Below are 16,314 nucleotides of genomic sequence, written 5' to 3'. Positions count from 1 at the left end.
GGGCGGGCCTGTCAGTCCCCGACCATGATCGTGGTGAGGATCGCGGCGAGATAGCCCGGGTCGCGCACCCCGCACAGCTCGCGCGCCGAGTGCATCGACAGGCCGGGCACCCCGACGTCCACCGTGGTCACGCCGAGGCGGGCCGCCGTGAGCGGGCCGATCGACGTACCGCAGGGCATCGCGTTGTTGGAGACGAACGGCTGCCAGGGAGCCCCGGCCCGCTCGGCCGCCGCCGTGAACACCGCGAAGCCGGTGGAGTCGGTGGCGTACCGCTGGTTGACGTTCACCTTGACCGTCGGGCCGCCGTTGGGGATCGGGCGGTGGTCGGGGTCGTGCCGCTCCGCGTAGTTGGGGTGCACCGCGTGCGCCATGTCGGCGGAGACGCAGAACGCGCCCGCCAGCGCCCGCGACCAGTCCTCGTCGCTGCCGCCGCGCGCCGACACGGACCGCGACAGGATCCGCTCCAGCAGCGGGCTCTGCGCACCCGTCTCGGAACCGCTGCCGACCTCCTCGTGGTCGAAGGCGGCCAGCACCGGTACGAAGGAGGGCTGCGTGGCCCCCGTCGCCGCGTCGACCAGAGCGGTCACCCCGGCGTGCACCGAGACCTGGTTGTCCAGCCGGGACGCCACCACGAACTCCTGGTCCACGCCCAGGTATCCGGGCGGCTGGACGTCGTGCAGCATCAGGTCCCAGCCCAGCACGTCCGCCGGGTCCTCCCCGGCGGCCGAAGCGACCCGGCGCAGCAGCTCGCCCTCCCGCGGGTCGCCCAGCGCCCAGATCGGCGCTATGTGCCGCTGCCGGTCCAGGGCCACGCCCTCGTTCACCGAACGGTCCAGATGAATGGCCAACTGGGGCACCCGCAGCAGGGGTTCGTCGATCTGTACGAGCCGGCTGCGCGGGGTGCCGTCGGAGCCCCGCAGGGCGAGGCGGCCGGAGATGCCCAGATCCCGGTCGAGCCAGGTGTTCAGCGGGACCCCGCCGTAGATCTCCACACCGATCTGCCGCCACCCCGAAGTCCCGGTGTCCGGTGCCGGTTTGATCCGCAGGTTCGGGGAGTCGGTGTGGGTGCCGACGATCCGGAACGGGGTGTGGGCGGGCGCACCCTCGGGGACGTACCAGGCGATCAGCGCACCGGCGCGGCTGACGAAGCAGCCGCCGGTCGCCCCCGTCCAGTCGTCCGTGCCGCGCAGTTCGCGGAACCCGGCCTTCTCCAGACGCTGGGCCGCACTGGCCACCACGTGGTACGGGGAAGGGCTGGCGGCGATGAAGGCGAGCAGGTCGTCGGTGTGGCTGCGGTGGGGGGCCGGAGTCATACGGCGTCCGCCTTTCCGGTGTTCGGCAGTGACTGGGAGGGTGACGGTCCGCCGGGCTGGTCGGGCCCGGCGCTGGCGTCCCCGGCTGAGCCTCCGGAGCCTCGGCCCGGTGGCCCCTGCCGGGGGCGCTCCCCGAGGAGTTCCCGCACCGGCCGGTCGGGCCGGGCGCTGAACTCCGCGAGCAGGTCGGTGTACGACGCGAGAAGGTCGTGGGCGGTCGTGTGGTCCCACAGGTCGGTGGAGAATTCCAGGAACGTTCGATAACCCTTCGCGGGGTCCCGGCGCGGCGCAAGTCCGAAGCACAGTTCGCTGCGGGAAAGCGGCGGTGCCAGATCGGCCACCTCGACCCGGAGCCCGGGGATCTCGATGTCCGTGTCTACGGAGTTCTGGAACGCGAGGACGTGCGGAACCCGGTCGGGGACGCTGACAGAGCCAGCGTCCCGCATCGCCTGCATGATGCGCGCGGTGGGCAGCACATGCGCCATGGCTCCGAGCGCGCCCGCGCCCGTACGGACCGCGAGCTCCGCGCAGGTCTCGTCAAGATTGGCTGAATCCAGTCGTACGCGGACCATCACCGCGGTGGACGTCATCGCCACGAGCGACTCCGAGGCGGTGCCCTCGCGGTTGGCGTACGGCACGCTCAGCAAGGTGTCCTCCTCTCCCGACAGCCGGGCCAGGAACACCCCGAGGGCCGCCGCCGCGACCGCGAACGGGGTGGTGTGCCGTTCGGCCGCCAGCTTCTCCACCGCCGCCCGCACCTCGCCCGTCGCGACCCCGCGCACGGTGTCCCCGTGCCCGCTCAGCTTCTGCGGGCGCGGCCGGTCCGTCGGTACGGGGACGGCGGACGGCACCCCGTCCAGGTAACGGGCGCAGAACGCGGCCCGCTCCGCCTCGGCGCCGGGATCGTGCCGCTCCCCCTGCCACCGGGCGTACCCGGGCGCCTGCATCGCCGGATCGGGCAGACCGTGCGGGACGCCCGCGGCGGCCGCCGTGTAGAGCGCGGCGATCTCCGCGAGCAGCACGGACAGCGACCAGCCGTCGGCGCAGACATGGTGCAGGACGAACATCAGCTCCCAGCGGTCCTCCTCGACCCGCAGCAGCCGCGTCCGGGGCTGGAGCGACCGCCCCAGGTCGAAGGGGGCCGCCGCGTCGGCCCGGCACAGGGCGTCCGCCCGGGGCCGCCGCTCGTCGGCGGGCAGCCCGGTCAGATCCTCCACCGGCAGGGCCACCGGCTCCGCCGCCAGCACCTCCTGCCACCACGGCCCGTCCGGCGCCCCTTCCTGCGCGAACCTGGTCCGCAGCCCGTCGTGCCGGGCGACCAGCTCGGTCACGGCCGATCGCAGGGCCGCCGGGGCCAGCGCCCCGGTGAACGTGATGCGCGTCGGTACGTTCCACACGGCGGGGTCGGGCATGGCGTGGTGCCCGGCGATCATCCGGGCCTGCTGGTCGCTGACGTGGGCGCGGTCGACGACGGCCACGACGTCGGTCTCCGGTCCGCCCGTCTCCGGGCCTTCCGTCTCCGACCCGTCCGTCTCCGGGTCGCCCGCCAACTGCTCGGTCATGGCCCGCAGGGTGGCGTCGGCGAAGAAGTCCGCCAGCGGGTAGTCGACGCCGAGCGTGTCCCGGACCCGGTTCACCAGGCGGATCGCGGCGATCGAATTGCCCCCCAGGTCGAAGAAGTTGCTGTCGGCGGCGAAGCCCGGCCGGCCGAGGACGGACTCCCAGACCTCGCGGAGCAGCACGGCGGTGTCGGAGACCGTCCGCGTGCCCGGCTCGGTCGTGGCGCCCGGCTCGGTCGTGCCCGCTCCGGCCGCCGTGTCCGGTGAGGCGCTGCTCTCCGAGCCCGTCCCGCCCGGCCCGTCCGGCCCCTCCGCACCTTCCTCGACCGGGTCCGACATCGCGTCCAACCGCCGTTCCAGCTCGGCGAGATACCCCTCCGCCGTCGCCGCGTCGAACAGATCCGCGTCGTAGCGCAGCCGCAGCCGCAGGCCCCCGTCCTGAACGTGGGTGGCCATCAGAGCCAGCTCCAGCGGTGCCGACTCCGTCCCGGCCGCCACGCCCTCGGCCCGCAGGCCGGGCAGGTCGATTCCGGCCAGCGCCGCCCGGTCGAGGTCGACCGAAACGGTCACCAGCGGGCGCGGATTCCCCGGGTCCGGATGGACCGCCGCCAGGAGCGCGTCCAGGTCCACCCCACTGTGCTCGTCCGCCGCGAACAGCGCCTGCCCGGTGGCCCGTACGGCCTCCGGCGGCGAGGTCGCGTCGGTGGCGGACAGCGGCAACGGCAGCAGCGCCACATGGAACCCGACCGTGCCCGCCGTCGCGGGTGGCCGCCGCCCGAACGTCGTGCCCAACAGGAACGCGTCCTGCCCCGACCGCCGTCGCAGCACCAGCTGCCAGGCCGTGCACAGCGTGGCGAAGAGGGTCACGCCCTGCTGCCCGCTCCACTCCCGCAGCCGGTCGGCCCGCTCCCGGCCCACGGTCCGGGCCACCGCACCGCCGCGCCCCGCCACCCGGCGACCGCGCGGCCGGTCCGTGGGCAGGACCAGCACCGGCGGCCGGTCGCCCAGCAGCTCGCGCCACCAGGCCAGGTCGGCCGCGTCGGCCGGGTGCTCGGGGGCTCCGACGGTCGTCCCGGCGGGACGGTCGAAGACCGGCGGACGTCCGGCGCGGGCCGCTGTGTACAGCTCCTGGAGGTCCCCGGCGATCAGCGCGGCCGAGTGCGCGTCCGTGATGATGTGGTGCGTACCGAGGACCAGGACATGATCGTCCTCGGCCAGCCGCAGCAGCCGAGGGGTGAACAGCGGCCCCGCGGCCAGGTCGTAGGCCCGGCCGCTCTCCTCGGCGAGCAGTGCCCCGATCGCGCCCTCGGCGTCCTGACCCCGGGCGTCGGTCACCGTCAACGGGATGCGGAGCCCGTTCCGCACGACCTGGACGACGCCCGTCTCCTCCTCGGCCCGGAACACCGTGCGGAGCCCCGCGTGCCGCTCGACCAGGCCGTCCACCGCCGCCCGCAGCGCATCCACGTCCAGCGGACCGCGCAGCCGTACGGCCCCCGTCTCGTTGTACGCCGCCGGGTTCTCCATCAGCTGCGCGGCCAGCCACAGCCGCCGCTGCGCCGAGGTGGCGGGCGCGACCGTGTCCTCGGGCCGGGCGTCGCGCTCCTTCGTCCGGCGGCGCAGCACGTCCAGGCGCTCCAGCCCCGACCGCAGCCGCTCCCTGTCCATCCCGAAGTCGACCAGCGCGGCGATCTCGTCCACCCCGGCCCCGTGCAGCGCGTCGACGAACGGGGCGACGCTCGAAGGCGTGCCGATCAGGGCCCGCCGGTCGCAGTAGCGGTCGTACGCGCGACGGAACAGATAGTCCAGGTCCTCCTCGCCCGCCGCCGCCACGTCCTCGCGCCGGGACCCCGCGGCGGTGGCCGCCGAGCGCATCAGCAGCGAGGACCGCAGATACCGCACCATCGGCTCCAGCGCCTCGGCCCGGGCGGTGGCATGGTCGTCGCCGAGATACGTGTGCACCAGCACCGTCACCCGCCCGGCCGCCGGGTCGAGCCCGCACTCCGCACGCGTACGCCGGTAGTGCGCGATGTTCGCGGCCAGCTCGTCCACGGTCTGGCTCATCAGGTTGGTGACGACCCCGAGGTCGCGCCGGGCCGCCTCCTCGTACGACGCCCGCTGCCCCGAGGTGGCCAGGAAGAACGGCGGCTCCTCCTGCACCGGGCGCGGCCGGATCCGGATCTCCGCCTCCGCGCCCTCGCCGGTGCGCCGCCGTACCGCCTCCCCGCGCCACAGCCGGCGCACCTCGTCGAGGTGGTCGAACGCGATCCGCCGCCGGTCCGTGAACCGGTCCGGGTGCAGGGCGAAGTCCCGGGAGTGCCAGCCGGTGGCGCAGCCGATGCCGACCCGGCCGCCGGAGAGGTTGTCCACCACCGACCACTCCTCGGCGACCCGCACCGGATCGTGCAGCGGCAGCACGACCGAGCCGGCGTTGATCCTGACGCTCCCGGTCTCCCGGGCCACGGCGGCGGCGAGCACGGCGGGGTTCGGGAAGATGCCGCCGAAGGAGTCGAAGTGCCGCTCGGGCAGCCAGACGGAGGAGAAGCCGTGCTCGTCGGCGAAGTGCGCGGTCTCCAGGACGGTGTCGTACGCCTGAGGGGTGCCGGTCTTGTCGGACTCGCCGGTCTGGTCCGTCTCCGGATAGTCGCCGAAGAAGTAGATGCCGAAGTCGGGCGCGGGACGCCGTACTTCGGCGCGCCGCACGGTGGCCGGCCGGGTGGACCGGGGGAAGAACCCACCGTCGCGCAGCTCGCGCAGCGATCCCTCCACCGCCTCCGCGACGCGGTTCACGTCCTCCTCCGTGTGGGCGGTGGAGAGGTAGAAGCTGCGCCACTCCCATACGTATATGCCGCGCAGTTGGAGGTGGTGGTAGAGCAACTCCAGGTCGGCGCGGTGCCGGAAGCGGAACATCGAGCCGAAGTGGGCTAGCTCCAGGGGGAATTCCTCGTCGCGGAAGAACGTGTTGAGCCGGTCGGCGAGCGCCTGGGTGCGGGTGTTCAGCCCGCTCTGGAGGCCGGGCCCCCGCTCGGTGAGGTGGGTGAGCACCGCGCGGGCCGCCGCCATCGACAGCGGGTGCTGCATATACGTTCCGCCGATGAACGTGGTCTCGCGGGAGGGGCCGCCGGGCTCCCCGTACCGCCAGAACCCGCCGTCCACCCCGTCGAGCAGATCCGCCCGCCCCGCCACCGCGCCGATCGGGAAGCCCGCCCCGAGCGCCTTGCCGTACGTGGCGAGGTCCGGCACCACCCCGAAGTGCTCCTGTGCGCCGCGCGGGTGGGGGCGCAGCCCCGTCAGCATCTCGTCGAAGAGCAGCACGATGCCTCGACGGGCGGTGAGTTCGCGCAGCGAGCGGACGAACTCCACCGGCCGCAGGCCCGGGTTGCGGCACTGCACGGGCTCGACGAGCACGGCCGCGATGCTGTCCCCGAGGGCGTCGATCGTCTCCAGGGACTCCTGGGCCCCGTACTCCAGCACGATCAGCTCCGCCACCGCGCTGGCCGGGATGCCCCGGGAGACGGGCACGGCGTGCTGCCCGGGCCCGCCCGGCCGGCCGAGGACGGAGTCGATGTGCCCGTGGTAGGAGCCCCGGAACATGACGACCTTGTCGCGCCCGGTCGCGGCGCGGGCCAGCCGGATCGCGGCCGAGTTCGCCTCCGTACCGGACGAGGCGAAGGCGACCCGGTCCAGGCCGGTCAGCGAGGCGAGCAGGGCCGCGGCCTCCCCCGTGTCGGGGGACCGGGGGCCGAAGCGCAGCCCGTCGACGAGGTGGCGGCGCACGGCGTCGGTGACGGGCTCCGCCTCGTGGCCGAGGAGGAGCGCGCCGAACCCCATGGTGATGTCGGTGTAGGTGTTGCCGTCCACGTCGGTGAGCCGGGAGCCGTGCGCCGAGCGGGCCGCGACCGGGTAGAGCATCTCCTTGGTGGCGTCCCGGAACCCCACGACGGCGCGGCTGTCGGCGAGCACCGAACGGTGCCGCTGGGCCAGCTCCTTGGAGGTGCGGGTGCGCTCGGTGAACCGCCGGACCAGGGAGGCGGTGTGGGCCCGCTGGGCCTCGTCGGCCCCCGCCCCGGCCATCCCGCCCGCCGCGTCCACGACGAGACGGGGGCCGTGGGCGGCCTCCCCGACGGTGGGCTTCGTGTCCTCCGCCGGGACCTGGCGGCGGGCCTCCGCGAGCCGGGCGGTGAGCGCGCGGGACAGCTCCGCCGCCCGGGCCACGGCCTCGGCGGCCGCTTCGGCGGCGGCGGTGGCGGCGTCCGTCGCGGTCACGGGCTCGGCCGATCCGGGTATCCCCGCGCTCATCGGCCGTCCGTCCCCATGGTGCGGGCGGCCAGCAGGGCGACGGCCTCGGAGAGCTGGGTGAGCATCGTGGCCTGGGTCTCGGCCAGTTGGCGCAGCTGCTCGGAGAGTGCGGCGACCTCGGCCCGGGTGGCGTACACGGGGCCTTCGGCGGCAGGCACGGGGGCGGGCGCGGGCGCCGGCGCGGGCACTGCCACGGGTGCGGGCACCGGCACGGGGGGCGGCTCCATCGCTGCCGTCGGCGGGGGAGTCCGCCGCCCGGCTATCAGCGCCGCCGTCAGCCGGGGCGTGCCCGCACCCTCCAGGACCTCCCGCATGCTGATCTCCGTGCCGAACTCGGCCTCCAACTGCCGCACCATTCCGATGAGCTGGAGCGAGTCCGCGCCGAGGCCGACGAAGGTGCGGTCGGCGGCGACCTCGTCGGGCCGGTGGCCGAGATGGCGCGCGGTCAGCTCCAGCACCCTGTCCAGTACGGCCTGTTCGGTCATGCGGTCCTCCGTGGAGCGTGGGGATGAGTGAGCGGCCCCGCCGGTCGGCGCGGGCAGCTCCGCGAGCGAGGTGGGTGGTACCGGGGGTGTGTACGGGGCCGGGCCCCTCCAGTGCGACCGGCGCTGGAAGGGGTACGTGGGCAGCCGCACGCGCCGGCCGCCGCAGCGGTCGAGCAGCGCCGCCCAGTCCACCCCGGCCCCGGCGCAGTGCAGCGCGGCCACCGCCCGCTCCCACTGCCGCGTCGGTACGCAGACCGCGTCCGGCAGCGACCGGCGGACCAGGCCCGTCAGCACGGCGGACGGGCCCAGCTCCAGCAGCAGCGGGGACCCGGTCAGCCGGTCCAGGACGGCGGCGAAGTCCGCCGTGCGGCGGGCCTGGGCGACCAGGTACGCGGCGTCCGGCCGCCACCCGGCGGGGTGGACCGTGCCGTCGATGCCGTCGACGAACTCCGTGTGCGACGGCCGCAGTTCCGCCTTGTCGGCCAGCACCCGGAAATCCTCCAGCGCCGGGTCGAGCAGAGCCGTGTGGAACGCCCGGTCCACCGCCAGCACCTCATACGCCTCGCCCCGCGCCGCCAGCAGCGCCCGTGCCGCGTCCACCGCCTCCGGCGGGCCGCCCAGCACATGGTGCGCGGCGCCGTTGACCACGGCGAGCTCAAGACCGGGGACGGTGGCCAGCAGCTCCCGCATCCGGGGCCGGGGGACGAACGCGGAGACCATCGCGCCCGGGGCCGCCCGCTCCAGCATCAGCCGCCCGCGCCCGCACACCAGCCGCATCGCGTCCTCGGTCTCCAGCGCCCCGGCCACGCACAGCGCCGCGTACGCGCCGACGCTGTGGCCGGCCACCCGGGCCGGGGTGATCCCGAGCCGTTCCCACAGCCGGGCCTGGGCGATCTGGAGGGCTAACAGGGCGGGCTGCGCGAAGGCGGTGTCCCACTGCTCGGGGCCCCGTCCGCCGACGATCCGGTCCAGGAAGTCGTCCCGTCCGGTCTCCTCCGCGTACACCCGGGCGCAGGCATCGAGCACCTCGGCCACGACCGGGAAGCGCGCGGCGAGTTCCGTGCCCATGCCCGGATGCCCGCCGCCCTGGCCGCTGAAGAGGAACACCGGCCGCCGCTCCCGTACGCCGTCGGCGACCCCGGTCGTGTATGCCTCGCCCTGCGGGGCCCCCGACAAGTACGCGTCGAGACCGGCCACCGGGTCCGTGCCCGTGACGACCAGCCGGTGCGGCAGGTGCCGCCGCCCGAGGGCGGTGGTGGTCAGCAGATCGGCGGGGGAGGGGGGCGACCCGTCCGCCAGGTGGTCCCGCAGGGCGGCGGCGTACGTCCGGAGCGCGTCCCCGTCCGCGGCCGAGAGCGGCAGCAGCGCGGGCACGGGGGCGTCGTCCTGCGCCGAGGCCGTGTGCGCGGTCTCCGGCGCCTGTTCCAGGATCACATGAGCGTTCGTACCGCCCATGCCGATGGAGTGCACACCGGCTCGCCGCGTCCCGGCCAGCGGCCAGGCACTTTCCCGTACCGGCAGCAGGAACGGGCTGTCGTCCACCGCCAGCGCCGGGTTGGGCCGGGAGAAGTTCACCAGCGGCGGGACCACCCCGTGCCGCAGCACCTCGACGGCCTTGATCAGCCCCGCGAGCCCCGCCGCGCTGTCCAGGTGGCCGATGGCCGGTTTCGTCGAGCCGAGCGCGCAGAAGCCGGTCCGGTCGGTGTGCGCGCGGAACGCCTCGGTCAGGGCCGCGAACTCGATCGGGTCGCCCTTCAGCGTGCCCGTGCCGTGCGCCTCCACATAGCCGATCGACGCCGCGTCCACGTCCGCCGCGCGCAACGCCCCGAGCACCGCGTCCCGCTGCCCGGCGACCCCGGGGGCGGCGAACCCCCCTCTTCCCGGGCCGTCGCCGGTCGCCTTGTCCGAGCCGTCGTTGGTGACCGCCGAGCCCAGGATCACCGCGTGCACGGTGTCGCCGTCGGCCAGCGCCCGTGCCAGGGGCTTGAGGAGGATGGCGGCGGCCCCGTTCCCCCCGACCGTGCCGTCCGCGTCCGCGTCGAAGGCCCGGACCGTGCCGGTGGGGGAGAGGGTGGAGCCCTTCACCGGGACCTGGCCGGTGACTTCCGGCAGATGCAGGGCGGCGGAGCCCACCAGCATCAGCTCCGCATCCCCGGCGCGCAGCGCCTGGCAGGCCAGATGGACCGAGACGAGAGCGCTGGAGCAGGCCGTCGAGACGGTCAGCGCGGGTCCGGTCAGGCCGAGCCGGAAGGCGGCCCGGGTGGCGGTGAAGTCGGGGTAGTTGCCGACCTGGACCTGCTTGGCGGTCATCCAGTCGCCTGAGCCGGCCTCCGCCGCCAGGTTCTCCGCCAGATAGCTGTGCAGCGAGTACAGGCGGTAGCCGGAGCTGCCGTACACCCCGATCCGCAACGAGCCGCCGTCGCCGCCCGCGTAACGGTCCTCGCCGCCCGCGTAACCCCCGTCCTCCAGGGCGTGGAAGCAGCACTCCAGGAACAGCCGCTGCTGCGGATCGGTCAGCTCCGCCTCCCGCCCGCTCATCCCGAAGAACCCGGCGTCGAAGCCGTCCACCTCCGCCAGGAGCGCGCTCGCCCCGCCGTAGCCCGGTCGCTCGTACTCCGCCGCCGGTACCCCCGCCGCGGCGAACTCGGCCCGGGTGAAACGGCGTACGTGGCCGGTCCCCGCCCGGATGTCGCGCCAGTACGCCTCGGGGGTGTCAGCCCCCGGAAACCTCAGCGCCGTCCCGATCACCGCGATCCGGTCGTCCCTCAACGGCTTCTTCCTTTCGCAGCCCCGCACGCCCCGCACGCCCCGCACGCTCCGCCCGCCGCACTCCCGCCACCCTCAGCAGGAACACCACGGCGACGACGATGGCGGCGCCATGGGACCAGCCCACCACGGCCAGCGGGGAGAACCGGTCGAGGGCCGCCGCCACAAGGATCATGCCGACGCCGAAGCCGAGGTTCTCGAAAGTGGCCGAAAGACCGAAGGCATGGCCGCGCAACGTGGCCGGAAGTGTCTGGAGATGCGAGGTGTACGCGACCTCGGTGAGACCGTCCGCGGCCCCCGCGATCAGCGCGATCACCGCCGTCACGGCCAGCGGGAAGCCGGCGAACGCCGCGATGAACGCCGCCGACATCACCACCGTGCCGTAGCCGAATCCGAGCGCCCCCACCGAGCGTCCGGTGCGCTGCGCGTACCGCTGGATCACCTGCTGGGCCCCGATGTTGCCGAGCGCCCACACGCACCAGAACGCGCTGACGAACACCGCGGGATTCGACGCGTCGAGCGAGGTGGAGTAGATCGGCAGCGCCGCGTTGTGGGACGACGAACCGAACGCGTCGACCCCGCGCAGGGCCACCATCAGGCCCATCCCGGGGGCGGCGGCGAGCGCGAGGAAGGCCACGGGCCGCCAGCGCCTGCCGCCCTTCGCGGACGCGGCGCCCGAGGCGTCCTTCTCGGCCCCGGAGCCCTCGGCGGCTGTGCCACCCGCACCCTTGGCGTCCCCTCCCTTGCCGTCCGCTCCCTTGCCTCCGGCGATCGGCAGCAGGGCCACCGTCACCGCGCAGGCCACGAACGTCGCCATGTCGACAACGAACGCTGCCGTGTACCCGACGAGGGACACCACCACGCCGGCCGAGGCGAACCCCGCCACCATGGCCAGCGAACGGCCGGTGATCGAGAGGGAGTTCGCCCAGGCCCTGCGGTCCTCCCCGACCATCTCCGGGATCGAACTGCGCAACGCCACCATGAACAGCGTCCCGCACGCCCCGATCACCACCGAGACGGCCATCAGCGCCCCGGTCAGCAGACCGTCCGGCGCCAGGATGAGCACCAGCATCACGGCGCCCTGTCCGACATTCGCCCACAGCATGATGTTTTTCGCGCTGAAACGGGCGAGCAGACCGCCCACGACCAGACCGGCGACGAATCCGGAGGCGAGCCGCACCGCCATGAACAGCCCCATGGCCAGCGCCCGGCCCGTCGTCTCGTAGACGAAGAGATTCAGCGCCACCATATTCAGGAAAGTGCCGTAGGAAGACACCGCGTATCCGGCGACGAGGAATCGAAAACGCCGCTCGGAGACCGCGGTATCCCGGGCCTCCCGGAACCTCCGGGCACCGCCGTCCGCCTCGTCCGCCTTCGGCCCGTCCGCACTGCCCATTCCAGATGTCACCGGGACATACTCGTCGAGCACGGACGCCGGACGGGGGACTCCCGATTGCACAAAGGTAATCTGCATCCTTGTGAAGGACGATCATTCCCCCTCACCGGTATGTGATTGCCGTGAATCACCCTCGGACCGGTCGATACCGGAACAACCCTGCGAGGCGGCGCTCGCGGCCTATCGCCGTGCGCTGACGGAGGGCTGCCTCCCGGCCGGCGCCGCACCCCCCTGCCTGCGGTCCCTGCACCTGATGGTGGCCGACCAGGAATCACCCGGCTACCTCATCCCCGTACCGCCGGAGACCGCCTCGTTCGCCGCGCTCGCCCCGATCGAGGAGGCGATCGTCGAGCAGCGCCGCACCCTGCGCTCCGCCCGCGCCACCCTCGCCGCCTTCGAGGGGCTCTACACCGAGATGCACCGGCAGGAACGCCCCGCCCTCACCCGGCTCTCCGGCACGGCCGTCATCGGCAAGGCCCTGGACGCCGGGGTCAGCGGCTGCCGCGCCGAGGTCCGTACCGCCCACCCCGGCGGCGGGCGCCCCGCCCACGTCCTGGAGCAGTCGCTCCCGCGCGACCTGGGCAACCTGCGCCGCGGCATCCGGCAGCGCACCCTTTACCAGCACACCGTCCGCTCGGACCGCACCACGCTCGCCTACATCGAGCAGGTGACCGCCGAGGGCGCCGAGATCAGGACCCTGGCCGAGGTCGCCGACCGGTTCATCGTCTTCGACCGGGACCTCGCCCTCATCCCGTTCTCCGACGAACCGCACACCGCCCTGCGCGTCCAGCACCCGTCGCTCGTCCGCTTCCTGGTCCGCCACTTCGACGAGGCGTGGTCCCGCGCGGTCCCGGTCCGCCCCGAACGCGCGCCGCTGCGCACCCCCGTCGTCACCTCCGACCTCCAGCGCACCATCCTCCAGGCCGTCGTCAACGGCGAGACGGACGCCGCCATCGCCCGCCGGATCGGCATGAGCCGCCGCAGCGTCGCCGAGCACATGCGCAAGGTCTCCGAGCAACTGGGCAGCAACAGCCGGGCGCAGCTGGGGTATCTGGTGGCGACATCGGGCCTGCTGGACGGCTGAGAACGCGCGGGAGGGCCCGTCCGCGCGGACAGGCCCTCCCGGTCACGTCTACGGGGCGGGGTCAGCCGAGACCCGGCCCCCGCACCGGAATGCTGGTGAACGTCGGAGCCGGGGCGGGCTCGGTGAAGAAGTCGTTGCCCTTGTCGTCGACGACGACGAACGCGGGGAAGTCCTCGACCTCGATGCGCCAGACCGCCTCCATGCCGAGCTCCTCGTACTCGACGACCTCGACCTTCTTGATGCAGTCCTGGGCGAGACGGGCCGCGGGGCCGCCGATCGAGCCGAGGTAGAAGCCGCCGTGGGAGCCGCAGGCGTCGGTGACCTGTTTGCTGCGGTTGCCCTTGGCGAGCATCACCTTCGAGCCGCCCGCCGCCTGGAACTGTTCCACGTACGAGTCCATCCGGCCGGCCGTCGTCGGGCCGAAGGAACCGGAGGCGTACCCCTCGGGCGTCTTCGCCGGGCCCGCGTAGTACACCGGGTGGTCCTTCAGGTACTGCGGCATCTCCTCGCCCGCGTCCAGCCGCTCCTTGATCTTGGCGTGCGCGATGTCGCGGGCCACGACCAGCGGGCCGGTCAGCGAGAGCCGGGTCTTGACCGGGTACTTGGTCAGCTCGGCCAGCACCTCGTCCATCGGCCGGTTGAGGTCGATCTCCACGACGTCCCCGCCCGCCCCGTCGAGGTGCTCGTCGGTGGTGTCGGGGAGGAAGCGCGCCGGGTCCTTCTCCAGCTGCTCCAGGAAGACGCCCTCGGCGGTGATCTTCGCGGTGGCCTGGCGATCGGCCGAGCAGGACACGGCGATGGCGACGGGCAGGGACGCCCCGTGCCGGGGCAGCCGCACCACGCGCACGTCGTGGCAGAAGTACTTGCCGCCGAACTGCGCGCCGATCCCGATCCGCTGCGTCAGCTCGAAGACCTTCTCCTCCAGCTCCTTGTCCCGGAAGCCGTGCCCGGTGGGCGAGCCCTCGGCGGGCAGCTCGTCCAGGTAGTGCGCGGAGGCGTACTTGGCGGTCTTCAGCGCGAACTCCGCCGAGGTGCCGCCGACCACGATCGCCAGGTGGTACGGCGGGCAGGCCGCGGTACCGAGCGAACGGATCTTCTCCTCCAGGAACTTCATCATGGAGGCCTCGTTCAGGACGGCCTTCGTCTCCTGGTAGAGGAACGACTTGTTGGCCGAGCCGCCGCCCTTCGCCATGAAGAGGAACTTGTACGCGCCGCCGTCGGTGGCGTACAGCTCGATCTGGGCCGGGAGGTTGGAGCCGGTGTTCTTCTCGTCCCACATGGTCAGCGGGGCCATCTGCGAGTAGCGCAGGTTGAGCTTGGTGTACGCGTCGTAGATCCCGTGCGACAGGGCCTCCTCGTCACCGCCCTCGGTCAGCACGTTCTGCCCGCGCTTGCCCATGACGATCGCCGTACCGGTGTCCTGGCACATCGGCAGCACGCCGGCGGCGGCGATGTTCGCGTTCTTCAGGAGGTCCAGCGCCACGAACTTGTCGTTGGAGGACGCCTCCGGGTCGTCGACGATCCGCCGCAGCTGCGCCAGGTGGGCCGGGCGCAGGTAGTGCGAGATGTCGTGCATCGCCTCGGCGGCCAGGGTGCGCAGCGCCTCCGGGGCGACCTTGAGGAACGTCCGGCCGTCGGCCTCGAAGGTGGAGACACCCTCGGCGGTCACCAGACGGTACGGCGTGGTGTCCTCCCCCAGGGGGAGCAGATCGGAGTACGCAAACTCTGCCATGACGGCCATTCCTCACTCGGCGACGGCGGCTGACCTCCGTCGGGCAGCGCATCCACCAGGGTAGAGCGCCGCCCCCGGGAGGATGCTGTGAGGTAAGGCTCACCTGGATCCCGCCCCCGGGAGGCGGGTGCGGGGCCGGGGCACGCCGGTTGGAGGGGTAGTCGCGATCTATCGCGTTTGGGTACGCTGGGGCGGTGGACCTAGAGAAGCAGCCCCAGCAGCCCGTCGCGCCGGCCGCCCGGCCGCCCGCCGAAGCCCTGGACGGCGATGGCATCCGCGCCTCGGACGCCGACCGCGACCGGATCGCGGACATCCTGCGGGAGGCGATGGCCGAGGGCCGTCTGACGGCGGACGAGCACGCGGAGCGGATCGACCTGGTCTACCGGGCCAAGACCGTCGGCGAACTCCAGCCGCTGGTCCGGGACCTGCCCGCCGCCTCCCCTTCCACGGCCCGCCCGGACTCCGAGCCGTACGCCTACGGCCCGGAGGCCCCCGACGGCCCCGCGGACAATCTCGTCGCGGTCTTCAGCAGCGCCAACCGCAAGGGCCGTTGGCGGGTCGGCGGCCGGACGAACGCCTTCGCGCTCTTCGGCAGCGTGGAGATCGATCTCACCGAAGCGCTTTTCGGCCAACGCCTCACCGTTATCAATGCGACGTCCATCTTCGGCAGCGTCGACGTCCGGGTGCCGGAGAACATTTCCCTGCGCGGCAGCGGCACGGGTGTCTTCGGTAGCTTCGAAGTGCGGACGCTCGAATCGCCGGACCCGGAAGCACCGGTCGTCGTGGTCAACGGCTATTCCGTGTTCGGCAGCGTGGAAGCCAGGCCGAAGCGGGGCAAGTTCGTCGCGGACCTCCAGCAGCGGCTGCGCAAACATCTCGGCTACTGAATACGGTGGAGCGCACGACATACGGCGGGGCGCACGACCTCCGGTAATCGGCCATAAAGCCGCGGGGGCGCATTGCGGTGCGCCGCGCGCTGGTGCCACTCAGTGCATAGGCGTACGCACAGCGGGTAGGGAGTGCTGCATCGACTCTCGCTCGCGAAGCCGTAGCCGTCGTCAGGAGTAGACCGTGCTGCATCCGCCGCATCAGCCTCTGCAGGTCGCCGCCGTTCCGGCCCAGCGCACCCCCGCCCGGGAGGACGACGCGGGCCCCTGGCATTCCGACGCGGCCTGCCGCCGCGACGAGGCCGGCCTGTTCTTCGCCCCGTCGAAGGAGCCGACGGCTGCCCGGCTGGCCCGCGAGGAGGCCGCCAAGCGGGTCTGCGCCCGGTGTCCGGTCATGGTGGAGTGCCGGGAGCACGCGCTGATGCAGCCCGAGCCGTACGGGGTGTGGGGCGGGCTCACCGCCGCCGAGCGCCGGGTGGCGCTGGCCCGGCGGCGACGGCGGGACATCGAGCTCACGGCCGCCGCGACGACGTCGGAGCACATAGCGGCGGCGGGCTGAACGAGTCCCCGCCCGCGGAATTCGCGCACGTACGGGGGGAGGGGTGGGGGGGGGGGGGGGGGGGGGGGGGGGGGGGGGGGCCGGGCGCCGGGGGGGGGGGGGGGGGGGGGGGGGGGGGCCGCGGGGGGGGGGGGGGGGGGGGGGGGGGCGCCTGAAGAGGAGGGGTCCGCCGTAGGCGGCGTCGATGTGGAGTTCGGCGCCGTGGGTGGCGCAGAGGTCGGCGACGGCGTCGAGGGG

8 protein-coding genes are annotated in these 16,314 nt (G+C 73.6%); 3 read left to right on the top strand and 5 right to left on the bottom strand.

The window, feature by feature from the left end; all coding sequences use genetic code 11:
• Window positions 1-11 precede the first annotated feature (11 nt).
• The 4 genes from ACIQRW_RS02880 to ACIQRW_RS02865 are packed head-to-tail and all read right to left on the bottom strand — an operon-like array spanning window position 12 to window position 11,815.
• Window positions 12-1,313: a M18 family aminopeptidase gene (locus ACIQRW_RS02880; RefSeq protein ID WP_403753505.1), complete on the bottom strand. Its 1,302-nt coding sequence runs from the start codon at window positions 1,311-1,313 to the stop codon at window positions 12-14.
• Complete coding sequence (locus tag ACIQRW_RS02875; protein WP_403753502.1) at window positions 1,310-7,168, bottom strand: MupA/Atu3671 family FMN-dependent luciferase-like monooxygenase; 5,859 nt, start codon at window positions 7,166-7,168, stop codon at window positions 1,310-1,312. Before ACIQRW_RS02875 ends, ACIQRW_RS02880 begins: the two co-directional genes overlap by 4 nt.
• Window positions 7,165-10,422, bottom strand: a complete 3,258-nt coding sequence (locus tag ACIQRW_RS02870) for a type I polyketide synthase (protein ID WP_403753499.1) — start codon at window positions 10,420-10,422, stop codon at window positions 7,165-7,167. The genes ACIQRW_RS02875 and ACIQRW_RS02870 overlap by 4 nt, the downstream gene beginning before the upstream one ends.
• Window positions 10,367-11,815 carry an MFS transporter gene (locus ACIQRW_RS02865; RefSeq protein WP_403754385.1) on the bottom strand — a complete coding sequence of 483 codons (1,449 nt, stop codon included), beginning with the start codon at window positions 11,813-11,815 and terminating at the stop codon, window positions 10,367-10,369. Before ACIQRW_RS02865 ends, ACIQRW_RS02870 begins: the two co-directional genes overlap by 56 nt.
• An 82-nt stretch (window positions 11,816-11,897) precedes the next feature.
• Between ACIQRW_RS02865 and ACIQRW_RS02860 the strand changes: the two genes are divergently transcribed.
• Window positions 11,898-12,899, top strand: coding sequence for a LuxR C-terminal-related transcriptional regulator (locus tag ACIQRW_RS02860; protein WP_403753496.1), 1,002 nt, complete (start codon window positions 11,898-11,900; stop codon window positions 12,897-12,899).
• A 61-nt stretch (window positions 12,900-12,960) separates the two neighbouring features.
• Here ACIQRW_RS02860 and ACIQRW_RS02855 read toward each other — a convergent pair whose 3' ends face one another.
• Entirely contained in the window at window positions 12,961-14,631 is a 1,671-nt protein-coding gene (locus ACIQRW_RS02855; RefSeq protein ID WP_397920413.1) for a fumarate hydratase, read from the bottom strand.
• Window positions 14,632-14,825: 194 nt separating this feature from the next.
• Between ACIQRW_RS02855 and ACIQRW_RS02850 the strand changes: the two genes are divergently transcribed.
• Both ACIQRW_RS02850 and ACIQRW_RS02845 read left to right on the top strand, forming a co-directional pair.
• A complete protein-coding gene (locus ACIQRW_RS02850; protein ID WP_403753493.1) occupies window positions 14,826-15,518 on the top strand; it encodes a DUF1707 domain-containing protein in 693 nt (230 codons plus the stop codon).
• A 184-nt stretch (window positions 15,519-15,702) separates the two neighbouring features.
• Window positions 15,703-16,077, top strand: coding sequence for a WhiB family transcriptional regulator (locus ACIQRW_RS02845; RefSeq protein WP_403753490.1), 375 nt, complete (start codon window positions 15,703-15,705; stop codon window positions 16,075-16,077).
• Window positions 16,078-16,314: the final 237 nt, after the last annotated feature.

This window comes from Streptomyces sp. NPDC091287 (genome assembly GCF_044768525.1).
Lineage (GTDB): Bacteria > Actinomycetota > Actinomycetes > Streptomycetales > Streptomycetaceae > Streptomyces.
The sequence above is the reverse complement of the archived record's forward strand: the minus strand, read 5'-3'. Positions and strand labels throughout refer to the sequence as shown.